Annotated in this window: 26 protein-coding genes; 10 read left to right on the top strand and 16 right to left on the bottom strand. The window is 71.2% G+C overall.

Annotated features, from left to right (window positions below; translation table 11 throughout):
• Positions 1-42: 42 nt before the first annotated feature.
• Positions 43-1,281 carry an ABC transporter substrate-binding protein gene (locus GUI43_RS21950; RefSeq protein WP_249037816.1) on the bottom strand — a complete coding sequence of 413 codons (1,239 nt, stop codon included), beginning with the start codon at positions 1,279-1,281 and terminating at the stop codon, positions 43-45.
• Positions 1,282-1,464: 183 nt separating this feature from the next.
• Between GUI43_RS21950 and GUI43_RS21945 the strand changes: the two genes are divergently transcribed.
• Entirely contained in the window at positions 1,465-2,235 is a 771-nt protein-coding gene (locus tag GUI43_RS21945) for a FadR/GntR family transcriptional regulator (RefSeq protein WP_112699686.1), read from the top strand.
• 56 nt (positions 2,236-2,291) lie between these two features.
• Here GUI43_RS21945 and GUI43_RS34685 read toward each other — a convergent pair whose 3' ends face one another.
• The 12 genes from GUI43_RS34685 to GUI43_RS21885 all read right to left on the bottom strand — a co-directional run bounded on the left by GUI43_RS34685 (position 2,292) and on the right by GUI43_RS21885 (position 15,002).
• Positions 2,292-3,032, bottom strand: a complete 741-nt coding sequence (locus GUI43_RS34685; protein WP_112699685.1) for a DUF6069 family protein — start codon at positions 3,030-3,032, stop codon at positions 2,292-2,294.
• Between the two features lie 4 nt (positions 3,033-3,036).
• Entirely contained in the window at positions 3,037-4,038 is a 1,002-nt protein-coding gene (locus GUI43_RS21935) for an RNA polymerase subunit sigma-70 (RefSeq protein WP_428842226.1), read from the bottom strand.
• Between the two features lie 307 nt (positions 4,039-4,345).
• Positions 4,346-5,254 (bottom strand): hypothetical protein, encoded by a 909-nt coding sequence (locus GUI43_RS21930; protein ID WP_112699683.1) that lies wholly within the window; start codon positions 5,252-5,254, stop codon positions 4,346-4,348.
• 12 nt (positions 5,255-5,266) lie between these two features.
• Positions 5,267-6,055: an SDR family NAD(P)-dependent oxidoreductase gene (locus GUI43_RS21925; protein WP_091399666.1), complete on the bottom strand. Its 789-nt coding sequence runs from the start codon at positions 6,053-6,055 to the stop codon at positions 5,267-5,269.
• 81 nt (positions 6,056-6,136) lie between these two features.
• Complete coding sequence (locus tag GUI43_RS21920; RefSeq protein ID WP_112588837.1) at positions 6,137-7,441, bottom strand: L-fuconate dehydratase; 1,305 nt, start codon at positions 7,439-7,441, stop codon at positions 6,137-6,139.
• Positions 7,441-8,280 carry a fumarylacetoacetate hydrolase family protein gene (locus GUI43_RS21915; protein WP_112699682.1) on the bottom strand — a complete coding sequence of 280 codons (840 nt, stop codon included), beginning with the start codon at positions 8,278-8,280 and terminating at the stop codon, positions 7,441-7,443. The genes GUI43_RS21920 and GUI43_RS21915 overlap by 1 nt, the downstream gene beginning before the upstream one ends.
• 64 nt (positions 8,281-8,344) lie before the next feature.
• Entirely contained in the window at positions 8,345-9,322 is a 978-nt protein-coding gene (locus tag GUI43_RS21910) for an aldo/keto reductase (RefSeq protein ID WP_112699681.1), read from the bottom strand.
• Positions 9,319-10,851, bottom strand: coding sequence for a sugar ABC transporter ATP-binding protein (locus GUI43_RS21905; RefSeq protein WP_112699680.1), 1,533 nt, complete (start codon positions 10,849-10,851; stop codon positions 9,319-9,321). The genes GUI43_RS21910 and GUI43_RS21905 overlap by 4 nt, the downstream gene beginning before the upstream one ends.
• Positions 10,848-11,789, bottom strand: coding sequence for an ABC transporter permease (locus tag GUI43_RS21900; protein WP_170158772.1), 942 nt, complete (start codon positions 11,787-11,789; stop codon positions 10,848-10,850). The genes GUI43_RS21905 and GUI43_RS21900 overlap by 4 nt, the downstream gene beginning before the upstream one ends.
• A gap of 5 nt (positions 11,790-11,794) precedes the next feature.
• Positions 11,795-12,868 carry an ABC transporter permease gene (locus tag GUI43_RS21895; RefSeq protein WP_196923753.1) on the bottom strand — a complete coding sequence of 358 codons (1,074 nt, stop codon included), beginning with the start codon at positions 12,866-12,868 and terminating at the stop codon, positions 11,795-11,797.
• Positions 12,865-13,953: a mandelate racemase/muconate lactonizing enzyme family protein gene (locus tag GUI43_RS21890; protein ID WP_112699706.1), complete on the bottom strand. Its 1,089-nt coding sequence runs from the start codon at positions 13,951-13,953 to the stop codon at positions 12,865-12,867. The genes GUI43_RS21895 and GUI43_RS21890 overlap by 4 nt, the downstream gene beginning before the upstream one ends.
• Positions 13,953-15,002: a sugar ABC transporter substrate-binding protein gene (locus tag GUI43_RS21885; protein ID WP_181518577.1), complete on the bottom strand. Its 1,050-nt coding sequence runs from the start codon at positions 15,000-15,002 to the stop codon at positions 13,953-13,955. The genes GUI43_RS21890 and GUI43_RS21885 overlap by 1 nt, the downstream gene beginning before the upstream one ends.
• A gap of 124 nt (positions 15,003-15,126) precedes the next feature.
• Between GUI43_RS21885 and GUI43_RS21880 the strand changes: the two genes are divergently transcribed.
• From GUI43_RS21880 to GUI43_RS21865, 4 genes are read left to right on the top strand one after another with little or no spacing between them, the layout of a single operon-like run.
• Positions 15,127-15,846, top strand: coding sequence for a GntR family transcriptional regulator (locus tag GUI43_RS21880; protein WP_112588823.1), 720 nt, complete (start codon positions 15,127-15,129; stop codon positions 15,844-15,846).
• A gap of 28 nt (positions 15,847-15,874) precedes the next feature.
• Positions 15,875-16,585 carry a (Fe-S)-binding protein gene (locus GUI43_RS21875; protein ID WP_112588821.1) on the top strand — a complete coding sequence of 237 codons (711 nt, stop codon included), beginning with the start codon at positions 15,875-15,877 and terminating at the stop codon, positions 16,583-16,585.
• Complete coding sequence (locus GUI43_RS21870; RefSeq protein WP_112699678.1) at positions 16,582-18,027, top strand: LutB/LldF family L-lactate oxidation iron-sulfur protein; 1,446 nt, start codon at positions 16,582-16,584, stop codon at positions 18,025-18,027. The genes GUI43_RS21875 and GUI43_RS21870 overlap by 4 nt, the downstream gene beginning before the upstream one ends.
• A complete protein-coding gene (locus GUI43_RS21865; protein WP_112699677.1) occupies positions 18,024-18,626 on the top strand; it encodes a LutC/YkgG family protein in 603 nt (200 codons plus the stop codon). Before GUI43_RS21870 ends, GUI43_RS21865 begins: the two co-directional genes overlap by 4 nt.
• Here GUI43_RS21865 and lspA read toward each other — a convergent pair.
• Positions 18,615-19,124, bottom strand: coding sequence for a signal peptidase II (gene lspA, locus GUI43_RS21860; RefSeq protein ID WP_112699676.1), 510 nt, complete (start codon positions 19,122-19,124; stop codon positions 18,615-18,617). The genes GUI43_RS21865 and lspA overlap by 12 nt on opposite strands.
• Positions 19,125-19,310: 186 nt before the next feature.
• Here lspA and GUI43_RS34680 point away from each other — a divergent pair, with 186 nt between their 5' ends.
• The 5 genes from GUI43_RS34680 to GUI43_RS21835 are packed head-to-tail and all read left to right on the top strand — an operon-like array spanning position 19,311 to position 24,444.
• A complete protein-coding gene (locus tag GUI43_RS34680; RefSeq protein WP_112699705.1) occupies positions 19,311-20,900 on the top strand; it encodes an ABC transporter substrate-binding protein in 1,590 nt (529 codons plus the stop codon).
• A complete protein-coding gene (locus tag GUI43_RS21850) occupies positions 20,870-21,889 on the top strand; it encodes an ABC transporter permease (RefSeq protein ID WP_249037815.1) in 1,020 nt (339 codons plus the stop codon). The genes GUI43_RS34680 and GUI43_RS21850 overlap by 31 nt, the downstream gene beginning before the upstream one ends.
• On the top strand, positions 21,882-22,766 hold the full coding sequence (locus GUI43_RS21845; RefSeq protein ID WP_112699675.1) for an ABC transporter permease: 885 nt from the start codon (positions 21,882-21,884) through the stop codon (positions 22,764-22,766). Before GUI43_RS21850 ends, GUI43_RS21845 begins: the two co-directional genes overlap by 8 nt.
• Positions 22,763-23,767 (top strand): ABC transporter ATP-binding protein, encoded by a 1,005-nt coding sequence (locus GUI43_RS21840; RefSeq protein ID WP_112699674.1) that lies wholly within the window; start codon positions 22,763-22,765, stop codon positions 23,765-23,767. The genes GUI43_RS21845 and GUI43_RS21840 overlap by 4 nt, the downstream gene beginning before the upstream one ends.
• On the top strand, positions 23,764-24,444 hold the full coding sequence (locus GUI43_RS21835) for an ABC transporter ATP-binding protein (RefSeq protein WP_249037814.1): 681 nt from the start codon (positions 23,764-23,766) through the stop codon (positions 24,442-24,444). The genes GUI43_RS21840 and GUI43_RS21835 overlap by 4 nt, the downstream gene beginning before the upstream one ends.
• An 83-nt stretch (positions 24,445-24,527) precedes the next feature.
• On the opposite strand, the gene GUI43_RS21830 is transcribed toward GUI43_RS21835, so the two are convergent.
• Together GUI43_RS21830 and GUI43_RS35165 are read right to left on the bottom strand one after the other, a co-directional pair.
• Positions 24,528-25,427 (bottom strand): ABC transporter substrate-binding protein, encoded by a 900-nt coding sequence (locus tag GUI43_RS21830; protein WP_112699673.1) that lies wholly within the window; start codon positions 25,425-25,427, stop codon positions 24,528-24,530.
• A 91-nt stretch (positions 25,428-25,518) separates the two neighbouring features.
• Positions 25,519-25,740, bottom strand: coding sequence for a GNAT family N-acetyltransferase (locus GUI43_RS35165; protein WP_112699672.1), 222 nt, complete (start codon positions 25,738-25,740; stop codon positions 25,519-25,521).
• Between the last annotated feature and the right edge of the window lie 279 nt (positions 25,741-26,019).

Below are 26,019 nucleotides of genomic sequence, written 5' to 3'. Positions count from 1 at the left end.
CGAGGCGGCGGAGCCGGTCGGCCCCGCCGCCCGGCGCGTGGGTTACTTCGCCTCGTCGTCGAGGAACTTCTGGAACGCCGCGTTCGCCGCGTCCGCCGAGCTGGCGGCGTCCTTGCCGGTGATCGCGTCGACGATCGGCTGGCCGACGATCTCCCGCGCCTCAGCCACCTTGACCACCAACGGACGGTCGTGCCCGACGCCGTTGGCGGTGCTGACCGTGTTGGCCTCGGCAAGGTCCTTCGGCAGGGTCGCGGTGCTCGCCGGGTTGGCCCAGACCGAGGTACGGGCACCGGGTACGCCGGCCGTCTGCTGCGCCAGCGCCTGCTCCTTGCCGGCCGCCCACTGGATGAACTTCCAGGCGTTGTCCTTGTTCTCCGAGCTGTCGTTCATGCCGAGCGCCCAGGAGGGGATGTTGTACGGCTTCGATCCGGCCGGGCCGGCCGGGAAGGCGGCGAAGCCGACGGAGTCGACGACCTTGGACTTGGTCGGGTCGGTGGCGTTCTTGTAGAGCGAGTTGGCCTCGGTGTAGAAGGCGGCCTTGCCCTGCGTGAAGATCGCCATCGCCTCCGACCAGCTCATGTCGGTGCTGATGTTCTCCGGGCCGTGGTCCCTGAGCAGCCCGCCGTAGTAGGCGTACGCCTGCTTGGCCTGCTCGGTGCTGACAGTGGCCTTCCCGCTGGCGTCCACGAAGTCGCCGCCGAAGCTGAAGAGGAAGCTGGAGAACTGTGTGACGGCGGCGGCCTTGCCGGTACGTGCGACGAAGCCGGCGACGCCCGGGTTGTCGGCCTCGATCTTCGCGGCCTGTGCCTTGAGCTCGTCGAGGGTCTTGGGCGGCGCGGTGAAGCCGGACTTCGTCAGCAGGTCCTTGCGGTAGTAGAGGACCTCCTGCTCGGTGATGATCGGCAGACCGACGACCTTGTCCTCATAGGTCGTCGCCTGCACCGGCCCAGCCTGGAAGTCACCGAACTCGAAGGCGCTGTCGGACTTGACCTTCTCGCTCAGGTCGGCGAGGTACTTGTTCTTGCCGAACAGCTTCCCCTCCTGCAGGGGCCGGTACATCATCACGTCGAGGTCGGTGGAGCCGGCGTTCAGTTTGACGTTGTACTGGTCGGAGAGCTGGTCCTCGCCGAGCTGGGTGACTTCCACAGTGAGGCCGGACTGCTTCTCGAACTCCGGTAGGGCCTTCTTGATGTTCTCGGTCCACACGTGGTTGACAAGTGTCACGCGAACGGTCTTCGAGCCCTCGCCGCCGTCATCGCCGCCGCACGCGGCCAGGCTCATGGCGGTGACCACAGCCAGAGAAGTGCCGATTATCGATCGACGTCGCACGCTTGTCTCTCCTTCTGTCGTGGTCGCCGCCCTCGAGAGAGCCGCTACCTCGGTGTTACATCCGCTTAACATCGGGATGCTAGGCCGAAAAAGCTGATTACCTCAAGAGGTTGATGCAAATGATATGATCTTTGAGTGGAACCGTCCTCACCAGAGGTTGCAGCCGCACCGGCCCTCCCCGCCGAGTCCGGGCTGCACGCGCGCGTCCTCGAACACCTCGGCACCGCCATCTGCGGCGGCGAGTTGGCACCCGGATCGGTCCTCAACATCGACGAGCTGGTCGACCGGTACGCCGTGTCCCGTTCGGTCGTCCGCGAGGTGCTGCGGGTGCTGGCCTCGATCGGATTCATCGAGGCGCGCCGACGGGTAGGTGTCATGATCCGGCCGGCAAGCGCGTGGAACGTCTTCGACCCGCAGGTGATCCGTTGGCGTCTCGCCTCGGCCGGCCGGATGGCCCAGCTCCGCTCGATCACCGAGCTGCGCACCGCCGTCGAGCCGCACGCGGCCTACCTGGCCGCCAGCCGGATCGGCCGCGACGAGGCGAGCGACCTCGTAGGGCTGGCGGCGAAGATGTGGGCGGCCGGCGAGGCCGGTGACGAGGAGCGCTTCCTGCACCTCGACATCGAGTTTCACCGGCGCGTCCTGCTCGCCTCCGGCAACGAGATGTTCGTCCGGCTCCAGGAACTGGTCGCGGAGGTGCTCACCGGCCGGCACAAGCACCACCTCATGCCGCACCACCCGCACGAGCAGGCCCTCCAGATGCACGCCGACGTCGCCCAGGCGATCCAGCGGCGCGACGGTGAACGTGCCCGGCAGGCGATGGTGCAGCTGATGGAGCAGGCCTTCGACGAGATGAAGTCGCTGTGGGAGCAGACCGCTCCACCCGACCGGAGCAAAGCCGAGTAGGTCCCGTAGTCCTCAGGAGGGCCGGCCCGTCGGGCCGGCCCTCCTGTCGTCATCCGTCAGTCGGTCCGGGCACGGAGGCTGCGTGCCAGGACGGGGATCATCACCGCCGCGGCGACGAGGTGCAGCCCGAGGAGAGCGGTGACGGTGGCCGCGTTCGCCCCGGAGATGAGGGCCGGGACCAGCGAGAGCGCGGTCAGCGTCACTGCCGTCCAGGTGAACCGGTCGGCGGGTCGAGCGCTCCACCGGAGCAGAGCCACGGCGATGACGACGCCCACGACCGAGAAGAAGCCGGTCACCACGGCGATCCCGGACATCGGAATCGTCTCGCCACCATCGGGGATCTCGAAATCGACGCCAGCGGCCCGGGCCAACACGGCGGCGAGGGTGGTGCTCACCATCGCCGCGAGCGTGGCGATCAGGCCGGTGCCGGCGAGCCCGCGGAATCGGTGGGTGTGGTTGGGTCGGCCCGATGCCGGGCCGGCGACGATCTCGGTGTCCTTCAGGCTGTTCATGTCGTCTCCCTCAACTGGAGGCTGTCGTACCGGATGTGTTGACTGGCGTGTGGCGGCACCGGGCGTGAAGACACGCACCCTCGCCGTGCGACGGCCGGGGTTGCGCAGCGCGCGGACGCCGGTGCCGCGCAGCCAGAACCCGGCGTCGCGTCCGAGGACCGGCCCGGGCTCGCCGTCGCGCAGCTCCAGTTGCACCCGCCCACTGGTGACCACACCGAACGCGTCGTACCACTGCGCCGTGACCACCGCGGCACGCGCGCCACCGCGCAGCGTGAGCGTCCACACCGGACTACTCCGTGCCGTCCGCCGGCAGGCGCTCCGGCAGCCCGAGCCGCGGGAACTGATCGTCGTGGAAGGTGAATACCTCGGTGATTTTGCCGCCGGTGACGCGCAGGACGTCGATCGTCAGCGGCAGGTACGCGCCCTCCTGCTTGCGCCAGTGGTAGAAGGCGACAGCGGGCTGGCGGTTCACCGAGGTGGGGACCGCGCGCAGGCCCGTCATGCCCTCGAAGCCATCCTCGACCCAGCTGTTCACCACCGCGTCGCGGCCGACGTACAGGCCCGGCGTGGGCGGCATCGAGCAGCGGACGTCGTCCCGCAGCAGGCCAGCGAGCACGTCGACGTTCGTGGCCACACTGGCGTCGGTGAAGCGGCGCACCAGCTCGCGCGTGCCGGCGTCCTCCTCGCCGCCGGTCCAGTCCTGCCGCTCGGCGGGCAGGTGCTCCCGCATGCCGGCCCGAGCCCGCTGCAGGGCACTGTTGACCGAGTTGACCGAGTCCCCGAGCAGCTCCGCGACGTCCTTCGCCGGCCAGCCGAGCACGTCCCGCAGGATCAGCACGGCCCGCGGACGCGGCGCGAGGTGCTGGACCGCGACCAGGTACGCCAGCTCGATCGTCTCCCGCGCGACGGCGACGGTCTCCGGCTCGTCCGTGTCGCCCGCGGGCAGCTCGTCGAGCAGCCGGTCCGGGTAGGGCTGCAACCACAGCACCTCCCCGCCGGTCGCCGGCTCGGGGCGGCGCTTGGCGAGCAGGTCCAGGCAGGCGTTGGTGGCGATCCGGTACAGCCAGGCCCGGAACGTCGACCGCCCCTCGAACGTCTCCCGTCGCCGCCAGGCACGCAGGAACGTCTCCTGCACGGCGTCCTCGGCGTCCTCGAACGACCCGAGCATCCGGTAGCAGTGCACGTGCAGTTCCCGCCGGTGTCGCTGCGCCAGCCCCGAGAACGCCGGCTCGTCGACCTCGCCCAGACCGCTCACGCCCAGCTCCTCAAGCCGCGTGTCCGCACTCATCACGTCATCCTTCCGCCTCGTCATGTCCTGTCGTAGGTATGACGGGCGCGGACGCGACAACTCATCACTCGGGTCGCTGTCGACGACCTGAATCACGCCGAGGCCGTTGGATGAGCCGACGTTGCGGAGTGTGAGGCCGGTGGCAGCGGACACCGTGAAAGCTGTTATGACTCAGAGGCATATTTATACCTGTGAGTCATAACGCTTGCTGGCGGATCCGCTGCCTCGGAGGCGACGGCTTCGCCGCCGGGGCAGGCGACCCGCCGGCTCCGAGCGCGGTCACCAGGCTGCGGCCGCGACCACGATCGCGCTACTGGGCGGCGCCGCCGCCCGATCGGCCCGCACCGGCGGAGGGCCGGTGCGCGATGCGGGGTGCCCGCACGGCGGAGGCGTTGCCGGCGCCGGGGCGGTAGTCCCGTGCCGCGCTGGCCACCATCTCGTCGGCATCGCGAGCGAGCGCCTGCCGGATGTGCGGCGGAACGAACTCGGACGTCGCCATCGCCAGTCGGACCTGCACCGCGCGGTCGTCGACCAGGTGGGCCAGGTCCGCCTCGTCCAGCTCGACGGCCCGCACCAGCGCGGCACGGACGTCGACCACCGGGTCCGCGGCGAGCGCGCTGCGCTGCTCGGCGGTGGTCCGCGGGTTGCGGGCAACCCCCTTGCGTACGCGTGCGGTGCGATCGGCCAGCAAAGCGTTGATCACGTCGGGATCGTGGGTGTGCGTGGCGAGTCGTTCCCGTACCTCGGGTGACACGTCGTCGATCAGCTTGGCGGCCAGCTCCGGCTCCAGCTCCCGACTCTCGGCGAGGAGGCCGCGAAGCTCCTTGTCCGAGGTCTGCGACATGACCTGGCGGATCGACTCGTCACAGGCCGGGTTGCCGGCGACCGCCCAGCGGACCCACCGGTCGGCGTCCTTGACCAGGCGCAGAAGGTTGGCGATCGAGGTGGAGGGGTTCCGCGCCACGGCCTCCCGGACCTGACGATCATGGTCGCGGGTGAGCGGTCGCAGGGCCTGCGCGGGTGCGTCGGCCCGTGAGGCGACCGCCTTGCGGACCAGGACCGACGGATCGGACGCCAGGTCGATAAGGGTCATTTGTGGCGTTGTGGGGTCCTGAGCGAGCGCGAGCCGAGCGTCAGCGCTGCCACCGATCGGACGGTGGGCGGTGGTGCCGGACCCGCTGTGACGGTCGGCCTCGCCGACGTCCTGCTGTTTCCCCATTCCGCAATCATGTCACGCGCCCGGTTCGGCAGTACCGGCCGCGGGCGGGACCGGGGCGGGCAGCCGCAGGCCGGACATGCCGCCGTCCACCGGCAGCGACGAACCGGTCACCGACCCGGTCGCGGGCGAGGCGAGGTAGACGACGGCGGCGGCCACCTCGTCGGCGGTCACCAGGCGACCGGTCGGCTGCCGGGACGCCAGCTGCCGCTTCTCGGCCGTCGGGTCGGCCGCGCCGGCGAGCAGACGGGCCACCCAGGGTGTGTCGACCGTGCCGGGCGCGACACAGTTGACCCGGACGCCCTCCGTCACCAGGTCGGCGGCCATGGCGAGGGTGAGGGCGTGCACGGCACCCTTCGACGCCGAGTACAGGGCGCGTCGGGGCAGGCCGACGGTCGCCGCGATCGAGGAGATGTTGACGATCGCCGCGGACGACGACCGGCGCAGGTACGGCAGGGCGACGGCGCTGGTTCGGGCCACCCCGGAGACGTTGACGTCGAGTACCCGGCTCCACTGCTCGTCGTCGTCCTCCTCCACGGTGCCCACGGCCGAGATGCCGGCGTTGTTCACCAGGATGTCGATGCCGCCGAACGCCTCCGCGACCGAGGCGACGGCCGCGCTGAGGGAGGACCGGTCGGCCACGTCCGCCCGGACGCCGAGTACGCCGGGATCCTCCGGCAACCCGGCCAGTTCCAGGTCCAGGACACCCACCCGGGCGCCGGCGGCGGCGAACGCCCGCACGCAGGCAAGGCCGATCCCCGATCCACCTCCGGTCACCACCGCCACGAGACCGTCACACCGCATACTGCTCTCCCCTTCCGAGTGGTCCGCTGAGGTGACGCACCGCCGTCGATGAGGCCGTGCGGTAGTGCGTGTCGCGGTTCGTCAGACCCATGCCGGCCCGTCGGGGTACGCGTACGTGGCGAGGCTCTCCGGACGCATCGCGGCGGAGAACCCGGGGGCGCTGGGCGCCACGTAGTGCCCGTCCTTGATCACCACCGGATCGAGGAAGTGCTCGTGCAGGTGGTCGACGTACTCGACGACCCGGTCGCGCATCGAACCGGACACCGCCACGAAGTCGAACATCGACAGGTGCTGCACCAGCTCGCACAGGCCCACTCCCCCGGCGTGCGGGCACACCGGCACCCCGTACTTCACGGCCAGCAGCAGGATGGCGACGTTCTCGTTCACGCCGCCCACCCGGCAGGCGTCGATCTGCACGACGTCGACCGCGTCGGCCTGGAGCAGCTGTTTGAACACGACCCGGTTCGCGACGTGCTCGCCGGTGGCGACCCGGATCGGCCCGCCGTCGGGTGCGCTGGTGGCCAGGGCGGAACGGATCGCCGCGTGGGCGAGCACGTCGTCGGGGCTGGTCGGCTCCTCGATCCACCACGGGTCGTACGGCGCCAGCTCCCGCATCCGCTCGACCGCCTCGGCGACGTCCCAGCGTTGGTTGGCGTCGAGCGCTATCCGGATCTGCGGGCCGACCGCCTCGCGGGCGATCTTCAGGCGGCGCACGTCGTCGGCGGCGTCCGCGCCCACCTTCAGCTTGATCTGGGTGAACCCGTCGGCGACGGCCTGCCGGGCCAGCCGGACCACCTTGTCGTCGGAGTAGCCGAGCCAGCCGGGTGACGTGGTGTACGCGGGGTAGCCCCGCTCGGTCAGCCGGGCGATCCGGTCGGCCCGGCCCGGCTCGGCGGCGCGCAGGATCTCCAGCGCCTCGTCGGGGGTGAGGGCGTCGGTGAGGTAGCGCCAGTCGACCAGGTCGACGATCTGCTCGGGGCTGAGGTCGGCCAGGTAGCGCCAGACCGGCTTGCCCGCTCTCTTGGCGACCAGGTCCCACATCGCGTTGATGACCGCTGCGGCGGCCAGGTGCATCACGCCCTTCTCCGGGCCGAGCCAGCGCAGCTGCGAGTCCTGGGTGAGCGAGCGGGCGAACGCGCCGAGGTCCACGGTGTCCGGGTCGAGGCCGACCACGTACGGCACCAGCGCGTCGATGGCCGCCCGGCAGACGTCGTTGCCCCGCCCGATGGTGAAGGTGAATCCGTGCCCGTCCGGACCGTCGTCGGTGCTCAGCACCAGGTACGCGGCCGAGTAGTCGGGGTCGGGGTTCATCGCGTCGGAACCGTCGAGATCCCGCGAGGTCGGGAACCGGACGTCGTACGTGTCGACCGAGGTGATCACCGCCATCAGGCGTCCCGGAGCGTGTTGCGCTGCCGGCCGAGGCCGTCGATCTCGACCTCCATCACGTCGCCGACAGCCAGGTACGGGAACCGACCGGAGAGCGCCACCCCCTGCGGAGTGCCGGTGTTGACGACGTCGCCCGGGTCCAGGACTGTGTACTGGGACAGGTGCCAGATCAGGTACGCCACGTCGAAGATCATGTCTTTGGTGCTGGAGTCCTGGCGGGGCTCGCCGTTGACCCAGGAACGCAGCCGCAGCGCCTGCGGGTCGCCGATCTCGTCGGCGGTGACCAGCCACGGGCCGAGCGGTTGGAACGTCTCGCAGGACTTGCCCTTCGACCACTGGCCACCGGAGACCGCGAGTTGGAAGTCCCGCTCGGAGACGTCGTTGGACAGCACGTACCCGGCGATGTGCCCGAGGGCGTCGGCCGGTGAGGCGAGGTAGCGGGCCGTCCGGCCGATCACCACCGCCAGCTCCACCTCCCAGTCGGTCTTCGTCGATCCGCGCGGGATCAGGACCTCGTCGTACGGGCCGACGACGGTGTTGGGCGCCTTGTAGAAGATGATCGGGTCGGTCGGTGGCGTGGCGCCCGACTCGGCAGCGTGCGCGGCGTAGTTCTGCCCCACGCAGAGCACCACGCCGGGCCGGGCGATCGGTGCGCCGACCCGCTGACCGGTGACGTCGATCTCGGGCAGGTCGGTGGCCTCGCGGACCCGGCGGACGCCGTCGCCGGCGAGGAACTCGCCGTCGATGTCGGCGGTGAGCGACGAGAGATCGAAGTGCCGCCCATCGACGTACAGCACGGGACGTTCCCGCCCCACGGGCCCGACGCGCATGAATCTCACGAACCAACCTCCAGTGCATAGGTACGAATTGCGGTGCCGGCCCGACGGCTGCTCCCGTCGATGATCACGGCGTCGGCACCTCGCTCGGCAGCAGACCTTCGGCCTTGAGATCGGCCCAGAGGGCGCCGGGCACGTCCCACTCGAACATCGCCACGTTGTCGGCGATCTGCTCGGGGTCCCGGGCGCCGACCACCACGCTGGCGACGGCCGGGTGCCCGAGCGGAAACTGGATCGCCGCGGCCCGCAGCGGTACGCCGTGCCGCTCGCACACGGACCGGATCGCTGTGGCCCGGTCGAGCAGCCGCTGCTCGGCCGGGGCGTAGTCGTAGTGGGCGCCCGGTGTCGGGTCGGCCAGCAGGCCCGAGTTGTAGACCCCGGCGGCGATGATCGCGATCCCCTTCGCATGAGCCAGCGGCAGCAGCTCGTCGAGGCCGGACTGGTCGAGCAGCGTGTACCGGCCGGCGAGCATGAAGCAGTCGAAGTCGCCCGCGTGGGCCAGCTCGACCAGCGCCGGGGCCTGGTTCATCCCGGCGCTGACCGCGCCGATCTCGCCGGCCTCCCGCAACTGCGCCAACGCCGGGTACGCCCCGGCGACCGCCTCGGCGAGGTGGTCGTCCGGGTCGTGGATGTGCGCGATGTCGATCCGGTCCAGCCCCAACCGGGCCAGGCTCGCCGCGTGGGAACGACGTACCCCGGCGGCGGAGAAGTCGAACCGCGGCGTGAGGTCGGTCGGCTCGGCCCAGAACTCCTGCCGGTCACCACCGTCGGGGACGAGCAGCCGACCCACCTTTGTGGAGACTGTGAACGCGTCGCGCGGCTTGCCGGCGAGGACCGCCCCGGCACGCCGCTCGGAGAGGCCGCAGCCGTAGAGCGGGGCGGTGTCGAAGTAGCGGAGCCCGAGATCCCAGGCCGCCTCGACGGTGGCGTGGGCGACCTCGTCACCGACGGCGTCGAACATTCCACCGATCGGGGCGAGCCCCAGCCCGAGCCGGGTCACCACCACGTCGGTACGCCCCACTGTCACTGGTTCGGTGGCCTTCACGCGACGACCCCCTGCCCGTCGTGGATGAACCGGATCACCGACTGACTCATCCGGTCGTAGTCGTGGTCGTTGTCCAGTTCACCAACAATGGCGAACTCCCGCATCACGGCGATCCGGTCGGCGAGGGTGACCATCTCCGGCAGGTCCGACGAGATCAGCAGGATGGCCATTCCCCGCGCGGCGAGGCCGGCGATCAACTCGTGGAAGGCGGCCTTGGTGCGTACGTCGATGCCGACGGTGGGCTCGTCGATGATGAGCACGTCGCAGTCGGCCGCCAGCCACTTGGCCAGGCTGACCTTCTGCTGGTTGCCGCCGGAGAGCTGACCGGCGTGCTGGTCGGGCGAGGCGAGTCGGATGCCCAGCCGATCGGCGTACTCGTCGACCAGGGACCGCTCCGCCCGGTCCCGGACCAGCCCGAGCCGGGCCAGCCTGCGCCACACCGTCACGGCCGTGTTGCGGGCCACGGTCTGGTCGAGGAAGAGGCCCTCCTCCTTGCGGTTCTCGGTGACGTAGCCGATCCGGTACCGGTGCAGGGCATCGCCCACGTCCCGGATCCGGGCCGGACGGCCGTGTACCCGCACCTCCCCGGCGGTGATCTGGTCGAGGCCGAGCAGCGCCTTGGCCAGCTCGCTGCGGCCCGCGCCGACCAATCCGTACAGGCCGACGATCTCACCGGGGCGGACGGCGAGGCTGACGTCGTGGTGGCCGGCGGTGGTGGCGACGGCATCGAGGGCCAGCGCCGGTTCGACATCCGCCGCGACGGTCCGGGCGGCGAGGTGCACCTGCTGGTACGCCCGGCCGACCATCAGGTCGACGATCTCCTCGCGGCTGTGGTCGGCGAGGGGTTCCGCCTCGGCGACGCTGCGCCCGTCGCGCAGCACTGTCACCGTGTCGGCGACCGCGAAGACCTCCTCCAGTTTGTGGCTGACCAGCACTGTGGCGTGGCCCCGCTCGGACAGCCGACGAACGATGCCGTAGAGCCGGTCGGCCTCGTCGTTGGTCAGCGACGCGGTCGGTTCGTCGAGCAGCAGCACTGTCGATTCCGCCGACAACGCCTTGGCGATCTCCACCAGTTGCAGCTGGGCCACCGACAGCCGCGACACCGGCAGGTCGGGGTCCAGGTCGAGGTCGAGCAGGTCGAGGCAACGGCGGGCCTCGGTACGCAGCGCCGCACGGTCGAGCAGGCCGGCGCGGCGGGGCAGGTGTTGCAGGCAGATGTTCTCGGCGACGCTGAACGCCGGGATCAGGTTCCGCTCCTGGTGCACGACACCGATGCCGGCCCGCTGGGCGTCCTGCGGGTTGCCCAGCTGCACCGCGCGCAGCTCGCCGTCGGGTCCGGGCAGCCGCAACTGCCCGCCGTCCGGTCGGTACACCCCGGTCAGGATCTTGATCAGGGTGCTCTTGCCGGCGCCGTTCTCGCCGAGCAGCGCGTGCACGCTGCCGGCGGTCAGTGTCAGCGTCGCCTCGTCCAGGGCGCGTACCCCGGGGAACGTCTTGACCAGTTTCTCGGCGGACAGCACGACGGTCATCGTGGACCTCCGGAGAGCTTGTCGCGGAACTGACCGAGCAGCACCGCGCCGAGGACGACAGCGCCGATGATGAGGTCCACCCACCGTCGGTTGATGTCGAACTGCGACTGACTCACGTCGACCAGCCGCACCAGGAAGGCGGCGAGAACCGTGCCGGTCACGCTGATCATGCCGCCGGCCAGGGCCACCCCGCCGATGATCGGCGCGGCGAAGCTGGGCAGCAACAGGTCGTCGCCGATCGAGGCGTTCACCGAGCCGAAGGCGGCCACCACGATCACCGCGGCGAAGCCGGCCAGCAGCCCGGACAGGGTGTGGGCCAGCACCAGCGCCCGGTCGTTGGAGATGCCCGACAGCCGGGCGGCGAACGGGTTGCCGCCGAAGGCGAGCAGGTGCCGTCCGGGCACTGTGCGCCGGAAGAAGAGGGCGACCGCGACGGCGATCACGACCGCCAGCAGGAAGACCACTGGTACGCCGGCCACTGACGCCTGACCGAACTCGCGCAGGCCGGGCGAGTAGCCCTGGTAGGTGCCGGTGCCGTTCACCCCGTACCGCAGCCCTTCGAGGATCGTCATGGTGGCGAGGGTGACGATGAACCCGTTGATCCGGGTGAAGATCACCAACAGGCCGTTGACCAGCCCGACGACGGCGCCGAGGGCAAGCGCGGCGAGCACCGCGACCGGGGCGGGCAGCCCGGCGTCAACCATCAGCCAGCCCGAGGCCACCGCGCAGAACCCGGTGAGCACACCCACCGAGAGGTTCATCTGACCGACGGCGAGAACCACCATCTGGGCCAGGCCGATGACGATCGGCAGGGCGAGGAAGCGCAGAAAGGCGTCCAGGGTGCCGGCGGTGAGCAGGTTGAAGTCGGTGGCGACAGCGAGTGCCGCGAACCCGAGCGCCGCGATCACCGCGAGGGTGAACTCGTTGGTCCGGATCACGCTCCTCATGATGATGACACCGCCCTTCGCTCGGCGAGCACGGCCCGTAGCCGGTCCAGCGACAACGCCGCGAGCAACACGAGTCCGATGTAGAGCTTCAGCTCCTCCAGGGAGAACTGGAGCAGGTTGAGGCCCTTGTAGATGACCTGGGTGAGGGTCGCGCCGAGCGCGGTGCCGAGGACGCTGACCGCACCACCGGCGAGCAGCGTCCCACCGAGCACCGGGGCCAGGAACGACGGCAGCAGGAACGACTCCCCGATGTTGGCGGAGAAGGCGCCGTTGTTGGCGGCGAGCAGGAACCCGGCCAGTGCGGCGAGCAGCCCGCTCAACGCGTGCGCGGCGACGACCCGGCGGTGCGTGGGGATGCCGGACAGCTCGGCGGCGACCGTGTTGGAGCCGGTCATCAGGATCTCCCGGCCCAGCCGGGCGTGCCGGAACAGCAGCCCCACACCGAGCGCCGCGGCGACCGCGATCGGCACGACCAGCGGGATCCGGGGCCCGCAGACCTCGCCCATGCAGTAGTCGGCGAAGGTGTCGAAGCGCAGGGCGGAGAGCCCACTCGGCTGCACCGCGAACGACACCCCGCCGGTCGCCCAGGTGTAGAGGATCGTGACCAGGCCCAGCAGCCCGAAGTCGAGCGCGAGGGTGACCACGAAGGAGTTCACGCCGGTCTTGGCGATGAGCAGGCCGGCGAGCGCGCCGATGCCCGCCCCGACGGCGAGACCCACGAGCAGTCCGACCAGCAGTGGGACGCCGAGCCGGTCGTAGGCCAGGCCCATCGCGAAGGTGGACAGCGCCGCCATCCGGCCCACTGCCATGTTCATGTGCCCGAGCGAGAGCACGGCGAGCTGGGCGAGGCCGACCACGACGTACACGCTGATGTCGGCCTGCAGCGGTGCCAGGGTGAGGCGGGGGTCGAGGAACGCGGGGGTGAGCGACGAGAAGAGGACGACCAGCACGGCGATGACGATGAGCAGGCCGAGCCGGGGGTTCGCCCAGACCGGCAGGGCCCTGGCCGGCGGCCTGGGCTCCGCGGCCGGAGGCACCGCCGGCGCCTCCGGCGCTGTTTCCGTCTTCACGCCACCCTCCTGTCCTCGATCGCGTCGCGGTCCCAGTCGATGCCGAGGCCCGGCTCGCCGGGGGCAAGCGCGTGACCGTCGACGATCGCGATCTCGGTCCGGGTGATCGCGCGCAGTTGCGGGATGTGCTCGACGTAGCGGCTGTTCGGCACGGCCGCGCAGAGGCTCACGTGCAGTTCCATCAGGAAGTGCGGGCAGACCACCACGTTGCACGCCTCGGCCAGGTGCGCCACCTTGAGCCACGGGGTGATGCCACCGATGCGCGCGACGTCGACCTGGACGACGCCGGCCGCCTGCCGGCGTAGGTACTCGGCGAACTGGCCGATCGAGTACATCGACTCTCCGACCGCGACCGGGATGCTCGTCGCGCGGGCCAGCAGCTCGTGCCCGGCTACGTCGTCGGCGGGCAGCGGCTCCTCGAACCAGGCGAGCTGGTGCGGTTCGAGCAGCCGGGCCCGGCGGATCGCCTCGGCGGCGGTCAGCGACTGGTTGGCGTCGACCATCACGTCGAAGTGGTCGCCGAGGGCCGCCCGGACCGCGCCGATGCGAGCGGCGTCCTCGGCCGGGTTGGGCTTGCCGACCTTCAGCTTGACGCCGGGCCAGCCGGCCGCCTGGGACGCCTTCGCGCCGGCGACCAGCTCGTCCTCGGTGAGGTGCAGCCAGCCACCCTCGGTGTCGTACAACGGGATGCGGTCCTTCGCGCCACCGGCGAGCACCCACAGCGGCAGGCCGGCGGCGCGGGCCCGCAGGTCCCACAGCGCGGTGTCGATCGCGGCGAGCGCCAACGAGGTGATGGCCCCGACCGCTGTGGCGCGGGTGGCGGCGTGCAGGTCCCGCCAGACCGCCTCCACCCGGGCGGCATCCCGGCCGACCAGGTGCGGCAGCAGGTAGTCGCGCAGCAGCGCGAGCACCGCGGTGCCGCCGGTCCCGATCGTGTACGCGTACCCCGTGCCGTGCCCGCCGTCGGCCGTGCGCACCTCGACGAAGAGCGTCTCCTGTTTGAGGAACGCCTGTACCGCGTCGGTGCGGACGGTCTCGACAGGAATGTCGACGAGGTACGCCTCGGCCCCGGTGATTGTCGACATCAGCTGCACTTGAGCAGGTCGCCGTCGAACTTCTTGCGCAGTGCCTCGGTGGTGGCGGTGCGGTCGGCCTCGTAGCCGTCCAGGTTGTCAGTGGTCACCACGAACGAGCCCGAGTCGATTGTCACTCCGGGTTCGGCCATGGTGCAGCCGCCGCTGAGCTTCATCAGGGCGTACGAGCCGACCTGCGCCTGACCGACCGGGTTCTGCAGGACGGTGGCGGCCACCGAGCCGCCGCGCAGCCCGTCGAGGACCGTCGGGTCGTCGTCGATGGCGATGACCTTGATGGGAAGCTTGGACTGGCGGACGCCCTCGGCCGAGGCGACCGCCGGGTTGTAGGCGGTGTTCACGATCGCCTGGATCTGGCGGCCCTTCGCGGCGAGCAGGTCGGCCACGGCCCTCTGCGCGCTCTGCAGATCCTTGTCGATGTCGGTGACGCTCTGGAGCAGTGTCACCTTGCCACCGGTTTCGGCGACCGCCTTCTCCACGCCCGCGATCCGGCGCTGGGTGTTGGAGTCGACCTTGTTCCCGGTCAGGTGCACCAGGTTGCCCTGACCGCCCATCGCGTCGATGGCGGCCTTGGCGCCCTTGTAGGCGGCGACCTCCACGTCCGTGGAGAGGCAGAAGTCGGCCTTGTTGGCCCCGGCCGGGCAGGAGGCCAGGGAGCCGACGGGGAAGCCCTGCCGCTTGAGGTCCTCGAAGGTGGAGTTGATGTTGTCCGGCGAGACGCCGAAGACGCCGAAGGCGTTGTAGCCCTGCGCTGCCAGGGACTTGAGCACGTCGTTCTGCTTGGTCTGGTCCCAGCCCGCGGTCTCGTTGAAGGTGACGTCGCCGAGAGCCAGCTCCGTCTTGGCCTTGGCCCCGGCGTCCTTCCAGGGCTGGAAGTACGGGTGTGAGCCGCCGGGTACGAGCGCGACCTTGACCTGCGCCGGTTCCCGGCCACCGGCTTCGGCGTCGGTGGTGTCGCTCTTCTTCGTGCAGGCCACAGTGGTCGTGGCGAGGGCCACGACGGTCAGGCCGGAGCCGATTCGGGACAGCATTCTGCGCGACATGTTCGTCTCCTCGGGGGTGGTGGTGGCGAGACGGTGGCGAGGGAACCTATTTCCTATAGGATGTTGCTTTGCTAGTGTGTACTCGCTCACACCGGCACAGTCAAGGGGTTGCTGAGGAGACGAGATGGCCCAGCAGGAACCTCGCGAGGGTCGACTCCGTCCCGCCCGTCGACTCACCCTCACCGAGGACGTCTACGAGTCGATAAAGACGCTGGTCATGGACCACATCCTTCCCCCCGGCGAACGGGTCAACATCGACGCGCTGGCGCGGGAGCTGGACGTCTCCCCCACCCCGGTCCGCGAGGCCCTCGCCCGGCTGGAGGCCGACGGCCTGGTCCGTAAACGCCCGCTCTCCGGCTACACCACCACGCCGCTGCTGAGCCGCGCCGAGTTCGACGACCTGTTCGACGTCCGCCAACTGCTGGAGGGCGCCACCGCCGGACGGGCCGCCACGCACGCCTCCGCCGAAGCCCGCCAACGGATCAGCGCCGAGGCGGCGGCGAGCATCGACGTGGAGGCCGGCGACGGCTATCGCCGACACGCCGCCTTCACCGCGCTGGACGCGAAGTTCCACGACCTGATCGCGGAGGTCTCCGGCAGCCCTCTGCTGCGGGACACCATCACGCGGCTGCACTCACACCTGCACCTGCACCGGCTGTACTTCCCGGTCGCCGGTGCGCCGGACACCAACACCGAGCACCAGCGCATCGCCGCCGCCATCGTCGCCGGGGACGCGGCAGCCGCCACCGAGGCGATGCGCGCCCACCTCAGCGCCGCCCGGGAGCGTCACCTGCCCGCCTTCGACCAGCTCCCCAGCCCCGGAACACCGCGCGACTCGGCGTGACCCACCCCCACACCTCCGAGGAGCCGCCATGCGGATCGCCCTCTTCATCACCTGCGTCAACGACCTCGCGTTCCCGGCCACCGGCATCGCGGTCACCCGCATCCTGCGGCGACTCGGCCACACCGTCGAGTTCCCCACCGAGCAGACCTGTTGCGGGCAGATGCACGCCAACACGGGTTACCGGGCCGAGGCCATGCCGATGGTGCGCAACTACGTCGACGTCTTCGACTCCTACGACGCCATCGTCGCGCCGTCCGGGTCGTGCACCGCGATGATCCGCGACCAGTACCCGAGCCTGCACCCGCCCGCCACCTCGGTGGCCGCCCGCACGTACGAGCTGTCCGAGTTGCTCGTCGACGTTCTCGGCGTCACCGACGTCGGCGCCGAGTTCCGGGAGACGGTCACCTACCACCCGACCTGCCACGGCCTACGCCTGCTGCGCCTCGGCGACCGGCCGCTGACCCTGCTGCGCCAGGTGCGCGGGATCAAGCTGGTCGAGCTGGGCGACGCCGAGGAGTGCTGTGGTTTCGGCGGCACGTTCGCCCTGAAGAACCCGGACGTCTCCACCGCGATGCTCACCGACAAGTGCGCCCGGGTCCGCGACACCGGCGCACGGGTGCTCGCCGCGGCCGACAACTCCTGCCTGGCGCACATCGGCGGCGGCCTCGACCGCCACCGGTCGGGCGTACGGGCCGTGCACTACGCCGAGATCCTCGCCGAGACGGGAGCCACCTCATGAACCCACCGGTCGCACCCGCCACCGGTGGCGGGCGGATCCGCACACCGCTGCCGTTTCCCACCGCCGCCAAGCCGGCCGTCGCCGACACGCAACTCCGGGCCAACCTGCACCGGGCCACCCGCACGATCCGGGCCAAGCGAGCCCGGGTCGTCGACGAGGTACCCGACTGGGAGGCCCTGCGCGACGCCGGCTCGGCGATCAAGGCGGACGTCCAACGTCGGTTGCCGGAGCTGCTGGAGCAGTTCGAGGCGTCCGCCACCGCTGCCGGCGCCACAGTGCACTGGGCCCGCGACGCGGCCGAGGCGTGCCGGATCGTGGTCGCGTTGACCCGGGCCGCCGGGGCCGACGAGGTCGTGAAGGTCAAGTCGATGGCGACCCAGGAGATCGAGCTCAACGAGGCGCTGGAGGCCGCCGGGATCGCGGCGTACGAGACCGATCTGGCGGAACTGATCGTGCAGCTGGGCGACGACACCCCCTCGCACATCCTGGTGCCGGCGATCCACTACAACCGGGCCCAGATCCGGGAGATCTTCCAGCGTCGCATGGCCGACGCGCCGGCCGACCTGAGCGACGAACCGGCCGCGCTGGCCGAGGCGGCCCGCGCCCACCTGCGACGGCGTTTCCTCTCGGCCCGGGTCGCCGTTTCCGGCGCGAACTTCGCCGTCGCCGACACCGGCACGCTCGTGGTGGTGGAGTCCGAGGGCAACGGCCGCATGTGCCTCACCCTCCCCGAGACGCTGATCAGCGTCGTCGGCGTCGAGAAGCTGCTGCCGACCTTCACCGACCTGGAGGTCTTCCTGCAACTGCTGCCCCGATCCTCGACCGGCGAGCGGATGAACCCGTACACCTCGATGTGGACCGGTGTCACGCCCGGCGACGGCCCGCAGGACGTGCACATCGTGCTCGTCGACAATGGTCGGTCCGCGGTGCTAGCCGATCCGGTCGGGCGGCCGGCGCTGTCCTGCATCCGCTGCTCCGCGTGCCTCAACGTCTGCCCGGTGTACGAGCGGGCCGGCGGGCACGCGTACGGCTCGGTGTATCCGGGGCCGATCGGGGCGATCCTGTCGCCGCAGCTGACCGGCGTGGCCGACAACGCCTCGCTGCCGTACGCGTCGACCCTCTGCGGCGCCTGCTACGACGTGTGCCCAGTGAAAATCAACATTCCGGAGATCCTGGTCCACCTCCGCCAGCAGGCACCGCACCCGCCCGTCGAACGGGCCACCATGCGCGTCCTGTCCTGGGTGATGCGCAGCCCCCGACGGTGGGCCGCCGCCCTGCGATTGGCCCGGGCCGGCGCGGGGCCGCTCGGCGCGTACCGTGAGCGGCGCACCGGCGCTCGGACGCTGCGGCGACTGCCCTGGCCCGCCTCGGCGTGGACCCGGTCGCGCGACCTGCCGCTGCCCGCGTCGCAGACCTTCCGGGAATGGTGGGGTAAGCAGTGAGCGCACGTGACGAGATCCTGGCGCGGCTCCGGACGGCGCTGGCCGACAACCCGCCGCCGGTACAGGTGCCCCGCGGGTACCGACGGGTCGACGACCGCCCCGACCTGATCGGGACCCTGGTGGACCGCCTGGAGGACTACCGGGCCGTCGTCCACCGGGGCATCGACGCCCTCCCCCGGCTGCTCAGCGAGGTCGACCGGCTCGCCGTCCCCATCGACGTCCCCGCCGACTGGCTGGCCGGCTACGCCGGAGAGCTGCACCGCGACGCGCCCCCGCTGTCGGCGGCTGCGCTCGACGACCTGGACGCGGTCCTGACCGGCTGCGCCGTCGTGGTCGCCGACACGGGAACCATCATCCTGGACGCCGGCCCGGCGCAGGGGCGGCGCGCGCTCACCCTGGTGCCCGACCGGCACATCTGCGTCGTCCGCACCGACCAGGTTGTCGGTCTGCTGCCGGAGGCACTTACCCGACTGGACCCGCGCGCCCCGCTGACCTGGATCTCCGGCCCGTCCGCGACCAGCGACATCGAGCTCAACCGTGTCGAGGGAGTGCACGGCCCGCGCCGGCTGGAGGTCGTCCTGCTCGGCTCAGGAGCCTGACGACGGCACCTGCTCGTCGCTGCGGCTCTCGCCCGCCGTCGCGCGCAGCGGAATGCCGCGCACGTTGAGCAGCATGATGATGCCCACGCCGACCACCAGGGCGATGTCGGCGACGTTGCCGACGAAGAACCCGGCGTAGTCGATGAAGTCGACCACGTGCCCGCGGGCGAACCCCGGCTCCCGGAAGAGTCGGTCCAGCAGGTGGGTCACCGCGCCGCCGAGCACCAGGCCCAACGCCACCGCCCAGGCGCGCGACGTGACCCGCCACGCCACGACCGTCACCGCGACCACCGCCGCCGCCGCGAACACCGCGAAGATCCAGGTGTACGCGGAGCCGATCGAGAAGGCGGCGCCCGGGTTGTACACGAGTCGCAGTTGCAGCAGGTCACCGAGAACGGTGATGGTCTGGCCGCCGGAGAGCGCGGACTCGGCCCAGTACTTGGTGAGCTGATCCGCGGCGAGCACCACAGCAGCGATCAACACGACGGCGCGGAACATTCGGGAACCCTAGCCGGTCACCGGTGACCGTCACCACCGACGGATGGCTCCTCATCAACCACATGATGCACGCAGTTGGTAATTGCCAAAGACTTGCAACTGTGTCACCGTGATGATCAACGGGCGCGGCGCCGCCCACCCGACAAGCGATTCCTCCCCACACCACAGGAGCCCTCTGTGACCCGGATGCGTCCGGCCTTCCGACGCCTCGTGGCGTCGACCGCGGCGGCGGGGATGCTCGTCCTCGCCGGCTGCTCGGCCCCGGCCAACCCCGACGGCTCATCCGGCGGCGCGACGCTGGTCGTCGCCACCTCCGACGAGCCGGACGCGTTGAATCCGGTGCTCAACTACGGCGTCGACGGCGCCTCGCTGATCTTCGACGGCCTCGTCAGCCGGGACGCCGACAACCGCCTCGTCGCCGGTCTGGCCACGGCGTTGCCGGAGCTGTCCCCTGATGGACGCACAGTGACCGCGAAGCTCCGCGACGGCGTGCAGTTCCACGACGGCACCGCGCTGACCGCCCAGGACGTCGTCTTCACGTACCAGGCCGTGCTGGATCCGACTGTCGACTCGACGCTCCGCTCCGATTTGGACATGGTGGAGTCGGTGACAGCGCCCGACGCGGCCACCGTCGTGTTCCGGCTGCGCTACCCGTACGCGCCGTTCCTGCAGCGGCTCACCCTCGGCATCGTGCCGGCGAAGCTGCTCAGCGGGCAGGACATCAACACCGCCGGGTTCAACCGCAAGCCGGTCGGGACCGGGCCGTACCGGGTCGACTCCTGGACGCCGGGCGACCGCCTGGTGCTCACCGCCAACGAGCGCTACTTCGGTGGCCGGCCGAAAAACAACCGGGTGGTGGTCGCGTTCGTCGCCGACGACAACGTCCGCGCCCAGCGGATGCGCGCCGGCGAGTTCGACGCCGCCGAGCTGCCGCCGAAGCTGGCCTCCGGTTTCGACACCGACGCCACGTACCGGGTGCAGCGGGTGCCGACCGCCGACTACCGCGGCGTGATGCTGCCGACGGGCAACCGGGTCCTCGCCGACCTGGCGATCCGTCGGGCGCTCAACCTGGCCGTCGACCGGGCCGCGATGGTGACCGGGCTCCTCGGCGGCGCCGGCGAACCGGCGTTCGGGCCGATTCCGCCGACCTCCGAGTTCGCCGACCCGTCGATCATCGGCAAGCCGACCGCCGACCCGGCGGCGGCCGGAGCGCTGCTCGACGCGGCCAGCTGGACCCCCGGCCCCGGCGGGGTACGCGTCAAGGACGGCCGACCGGCCCGGTTCACGCTGATGTACCCGGCGAGCGACACGCTGCGCAAGGACCTGGCCCTCGCCGTCACCGCCTACGCGAAGAAGGTCGGCATCGCTGTCACTCCGGCGGGACTCACCTGGGACGCCATCGACCCGCGGATGAAGTCCGACGCCCTGCTGATGGGCTACGGCACGCCGTACGACCCGGATTTCGTCTCGTACAAGCTGTTCGGCTCGACGTTCGCGGGGCAGGGCTACTTCAACCCCGGTTCGTACCGCTCCGAGGTGACCGACCGGGCCCTGCAGGAGGGCCGCGACCAGATCGACCCCGCCCTTCGCACTGCCGCGTACGCGCAGTTCCAGAAGCAGTTGGCCGCCGACGTGCCGTGGCTGTTCCTCACCTACCTGCGGCACACCTACGTGCTGAAGTCCTCGGTTCAGGGCGTGGCGCCGCGGGTCGAGGCGCACGAACACGGGGTGGCGAACAGCCTCTGGTGGAACATCGACACCTGGACGCGGTCGTGACCCGCTCGCCTCGACTGGCCGGGGCCGGCGCGGTGGTCCGGCGTCGGCTCCTCGTCGCCCTGCCGGTGCTCGCCGCGACCAGCGTCGGGATGTTCGCCCTCGGTGCCGCCTCGCCGGTCGACCCCGCGAAGCAGTACGCGGGCGCGGCGGCCTTCACCGCCAGCGAGGAGAACCTGGCCCAGTTGCGCGCGAACTGGGGCGTCGACGACCCGCTGCCGGTGCAGTACCTGCGCTGGATCGGCAACCTGGTCCAGGGCGACCTGGGTTGGTCGACCAGCCGCCACGAGCCGGTCGCCTCGGTGCTCGCCGCCCGGGCCGGCTGGACGCTGCTCCTGATCGGTGTGGCCCTCGCCCTGGTCCTGATCGCGAGCCTGCTGCTGGGCGCGCTGGCGGCGTACCGGCGGGGTGGTTTGTTCGACAGCGCGTTGCGGGCGGCCGCGTACGCGGTGCAGTCGATGCCTGTCTTCTGGCTGGGCCTGGCCGCGATCGCCGTGTTCGCGCTGGCCCTGGGCTGGATGCCGGCGGGCGGGCTCACCGACGTCACAGCGACCAGCACGTCCTGGTCCGACGTGGCGCATCACCTGATCCTGCCGGTCGGGGTGCTGGCCGTGTCGCAGGCGCCGTGGTTCGTGCTGTTCGTCCGGGACGCGGTAGCGGAGAGCATGCGCGACGACCACGTGCTCGCGGCGCGGGCGCGCGGGTTGCCCGGTCGGACGGTGCTGTTCGGGCACGCGCTGCGGACCGCGCTGCTGCCGTTCCTCACCCTGGTCGGCACCCACCTGCCCGAGCTGGTCGGCGGGGCGGTGCTGGTCGAGACGGTCTTCTCGCTGCCGGGCCTCGGCGCCGTCACTGTCGCCGCCGCGCTGGGCAGCGACTTCCCGCTGCTGGCGGCGATCACGCTGATCACCACCGCTGTGGTGCTGGCCGCGAACCTCGCGACCGACCTCGCCTACGCCGCCGCCGACCCGAGGGTACGACTCGATGGCTGACCTCGCTGCACGACCGCCGCTGCTCCGGGTGGCCCGGTCGCGGCTGCGGCTGCGGCCCGGCCGGGCCGGTGCCGTCGTGGCCGGCCTGATCCTGCTCGTGGCCATCGTCGGCTCGCTGCTCGCTCCGCTGCTCTGGCCGCTGGACCAGAGCGCGGTCGCGCTGGACCAGACCCGGATGGCGCCGTCCTGGACCCACCTCGCCGGCACCGACGACCTGGGTCGCGACGTGGCGCACCGCACCGTCTACGGGCTGCGGGTCTCGCTGCTCGTCGGCGCAGTCGCCGCGCTCGTCGCCACCGTCCTCGGGGGCGTGGTGGGTGGGATCGCCGGCACGCTCGGCGGCCGGGTGGACCGCATCCTGATGCGGATCGTGGACACCATCGCCGCGATGCCGCACCTGCTGCTGGGCATCTTCATCGTCGCCATGCTGCGTCCCAGCCTCGGTGCCGTGATCGCCTCCGTCGGGCTCACCCACTGGCTCTCCACCGCCCGCATCGTCCGATCCGAGTTGTTGAGCCTTCGGACCCGACCGTTCATCGACGCCGCCATCAGCGGCGGAGCCGGCCGGTTCCGGGTCCTCACCCGGCACCTGCTGCCGCACGTCCTGCCCCGGCTGGCCCTGGCGACCACCCTGATGATCCCGCACGCGGTGTGGCACGAGACCGCCCTGTCGTTCCTCGGTCTGGGCCTGCCGCCGCACCTCGCCTCGCTGGGCAACATGATCAACGACGGCCAGGGGTCGCTGTTGACCGGCGCCTGGTGGGCCAGCCTGGCGCCGGGCGCGGTCATCGTCGTCGTCACCCTCGCCATCGCGGTCCTCGCCGCCCGTTGGCGCGACCGCCTCGATCCCCGGGTCCGAGCGGAGCTGCACCTGTGACCACCACCGAATCCGTTCCGGCCGAGGCGTCGCCCCGCGCCGCCGCGAGTCAGCCGCTGCTCGCCGTCGACGGCCTCGGCGTCGAATTCCGGCTCCGCGACGCGCGCGTGCACGCCGTCAGCGATCTCAGCCTCACCGTACGGACCGGCGAACTGCTGGCCATCGTGGGCGAGTCCGGCTGCGGCAAGTCCGTCCTGGCCCACGCCCTGCTCGGCCTCCTGCCGGGCAACGCCACGACCACCGGGCACGCCCTGCTGCACCACCCCGGCGCCGACCCGGTCGACCTGGTCACCTGCGGCCAACGCCAGCTGGCCCGGCGGGTACGTGGGCGCCGGGTCGGGTTGGTCCCGCAGAGCCCGGCCACCGCCCTGAACCCGGTCCGCACCGGACGGCGACTGCTCGCCGAGACGCTGCGGGCGCACGGCCGCGACCGCGCCGACGCCGACCAGCTCGCTGTCGATGTCGGGCTCGACCCGGCGGACCTGGACCGCTACCCGCACGAGTTGTCCGGCGGCATGGCACAGCGTCTGGTCACCGCGCTCGCGCTGGCGCCCGACCCGTCACTGCTCATCGCCGACGAGCCCACCACCGGGCTGGACCGGCCGCTGGTGGACCACACCCTCGACCTGCTGCGCCGCCGCTGCGACAACGGCGCGGCCGTCGTGCTCATCACGCACGACCTGGCCGCCGCACGCCGGGTCGCCGACACCGTCGCCGTGATGTACGCCAGTCGCATCGTGGAACACCGCGACACCGACCAGCTCTTCACCGCGCCGGCTCACCCGTACGCCTCGGCGCTGCTCGACGCCCTGCCGGACCGGGCCTTCCGGCCGGTGCCGGGCGACCCGCCGATGCTCACCGCGCTGCCCCCGGCGTGCGCGTTCGCGCCCCGCTGCCCACGTCGCACCGACACCTGCGCGGACCGACCACAGTCGACGCCGGTCACTGGCGGCGGCACCGTGGCCTGCCACCACCCGATCCCCACCGGAGCCACCACGTGACCAGCGCGCAGCACCTGCTCGCCGACGAGGTGAGCGTCTCCTACGGCCGCCAGGTCGTCCTCGACGGCGTCACACTGCGGATCGGCCGGGGAGAGACGGTCGGACTGCGCGGGCCGTCCGGCTGCGGAAAGTCGACACTGGTCCGGGTCCTGGCCCTGCTGCACCGCCCCGATCGGGGCCGGGTCAGCATCGACGGCACCGCTGTCGACGCCGTCCGGTACGCCGTACCGGTCGCCCTACGGACCCGCGTCGCCGCCCTCTTCCAGAGCCCGCGCGCCGCCGCCGATCCTCGACTGAGCCTCACCGACCTGATCGCCGAACCGCTGCGCGCCACCCGGACGCCCGAGTCGGCGGTCCGGGAACGGGTGGCCGAACTCGCCGACCTCGTCGGCCTCACCGCGGATCTGCGCAGCCGGCGCCCCCACGCGGTGTCCGACGGGCAACTGCAACGCGCCTGCCTCGCCCGGGCCCTCGTACACCGCCCCGACTATCTGCTCTGCGACGAGGCCACAGCGATGCTCGACGCCTCGACCCAGGCGCACGTCGCCGCCGTCATCCGCGACTACCAGCGGACCCAGCGCGCCGGTGTCCTGGTCATCACCCACGACCAGACCCTGCTGGACCGCTGGACCGACCGGATCGTCGACCTGGCCGCCACAGCGAGGGCACGCGCCTGACCCTCGGTGCGGTGCGGTGCGAATGCCGGGGCAACTGGCGATCGGCATCGGAGGTCCGCCTCCGCGACTCGGGCGCGGCAGCGTCAGCCGACGTCGAGGGGCACCCGCCGAGCGCGGGAGTCCGGACGGCCGGCGAAAATGGCGGCGAGGATCTCCGCGCCGTCGACGACCCTCGGGCCAGGGCGGTTGAAGTAGGCAGGCCCGTCGACCACCCACACCTGCCCGTCCCGCACCGCGGGCAGGTCCGCCCAACCGGGTTGCGCGGTCGCCACTGACAACTCGTCGACGGTTCGCTCGGGCGTGAACCCGCACGGCCCGAACACCACCACGTCGGGAGCCAGGTCCGCCACCACCGACCACAGGTGCGGGGTGCTGTGCGCGCCCGGCCCGAGCAGCAGCGACCGTCCACCCGCGTAGGTGATCTGCTCCGGCACCCAGTGCCCGCCCGGCATCAACGGGTCGAGCCACTCGACGAACAGCACCGTCGGCGCGCCGGGCCCCGGCCCCGGCAACGCGGCAAGGCGACGCTCGGCGTCGGCTCGGATCTCCGCCGCCCTGCCCTCGGTGCCGGTCAGCGCGGCCACGGCATCGACAGTGTCCAGGATTCCGTCGACGGTCCTCGCCTCCAGGGACATCACAGTGGTGTCGAGATCGATCAGACCAACCGCGTCGTTGACCCGCTCGTAGGAGACCGCACACACGTCGCACAGATCCTGGGTCAGGATCAGATCCGGCTTCAACCCCTCCAGCATGGCGACGTCGAGCTGGTACAACGACGACCCTCGGTGCGCGTCACCCGCGATCGCCGCCGAGATCTCCCGGCTCGTCAAAGTCTCCGGCAGGGACGTCGCGGTCACCGCCGGGATGTCGGCCAGAGCCCCCGGCGGCCAGTCACACTCGTGGGTACGGCCGACCAGTTGCCCGGTCAGGCCGAGCATGGCCACGATGTCCGTGGCCGCAGGCAGCAGGGAGACGATTCGCACGTCCGCCTGCCTACCAGGCGCGACCGAGCCACGTCCACTCCCCGACAGCGAGATCCCGGCGGCCATCAGCGTGGTCAATGACCGCCCCAGCTCAGCACGCCTCGACTGGTTTGCGGTAACGGGGTTGCCAAGCGGTCACCCGGTATCCCGCCTTCTCGTACAACCGAATGCTGTTGTTCGGATTCTCCGCGACCGTGCTGAGTCGGGCCGTCGAGACTCCCGCTTCCGCCAAAATACGAAGCGTGCGCCTCATCACCGCAAGACCGACGCCCCGCCGGCGCCAGCGCTGGCTCCCGCAGCCGCATCGGTCGATCGGGAAACACGCCCACGATGGCCGCGCCTTTCAACGGCAGATGTACACGTTGGGGATGACCCCATGACGTTGCGGATGAGCGGAATGTGTTCTCGGTCCGGATGGATGCGAGGCTGGACGCGTGGCTTCCGGATCGACGTACATGTGGACAATCCCGGCTGCCCAGCGGCTTGGTACGCACCTTGAACGCGTCGGTGTATCCGGAGACCGGCGAAAGCGCGGTGGAGTGTTACGCAACCGGGTTCACCCTGCGCAGGTCGATGACATCCTCGCCCAGGT

The sequence above is a fragment of the Micromonospora noduli genome (assembly GCF_003264365.1).
GTDB classification, from domain to species: Bacteria; Actinomycetota; Actinomycetes; order Mycobacteriales; family Micromonosporaceae; genus Micromonospora; species Micromonospora noduli.
Note: the sequence above shows the minus strand (reverse complement) of the source record. Positions and strands in the feature narration are given on the sequence as shown.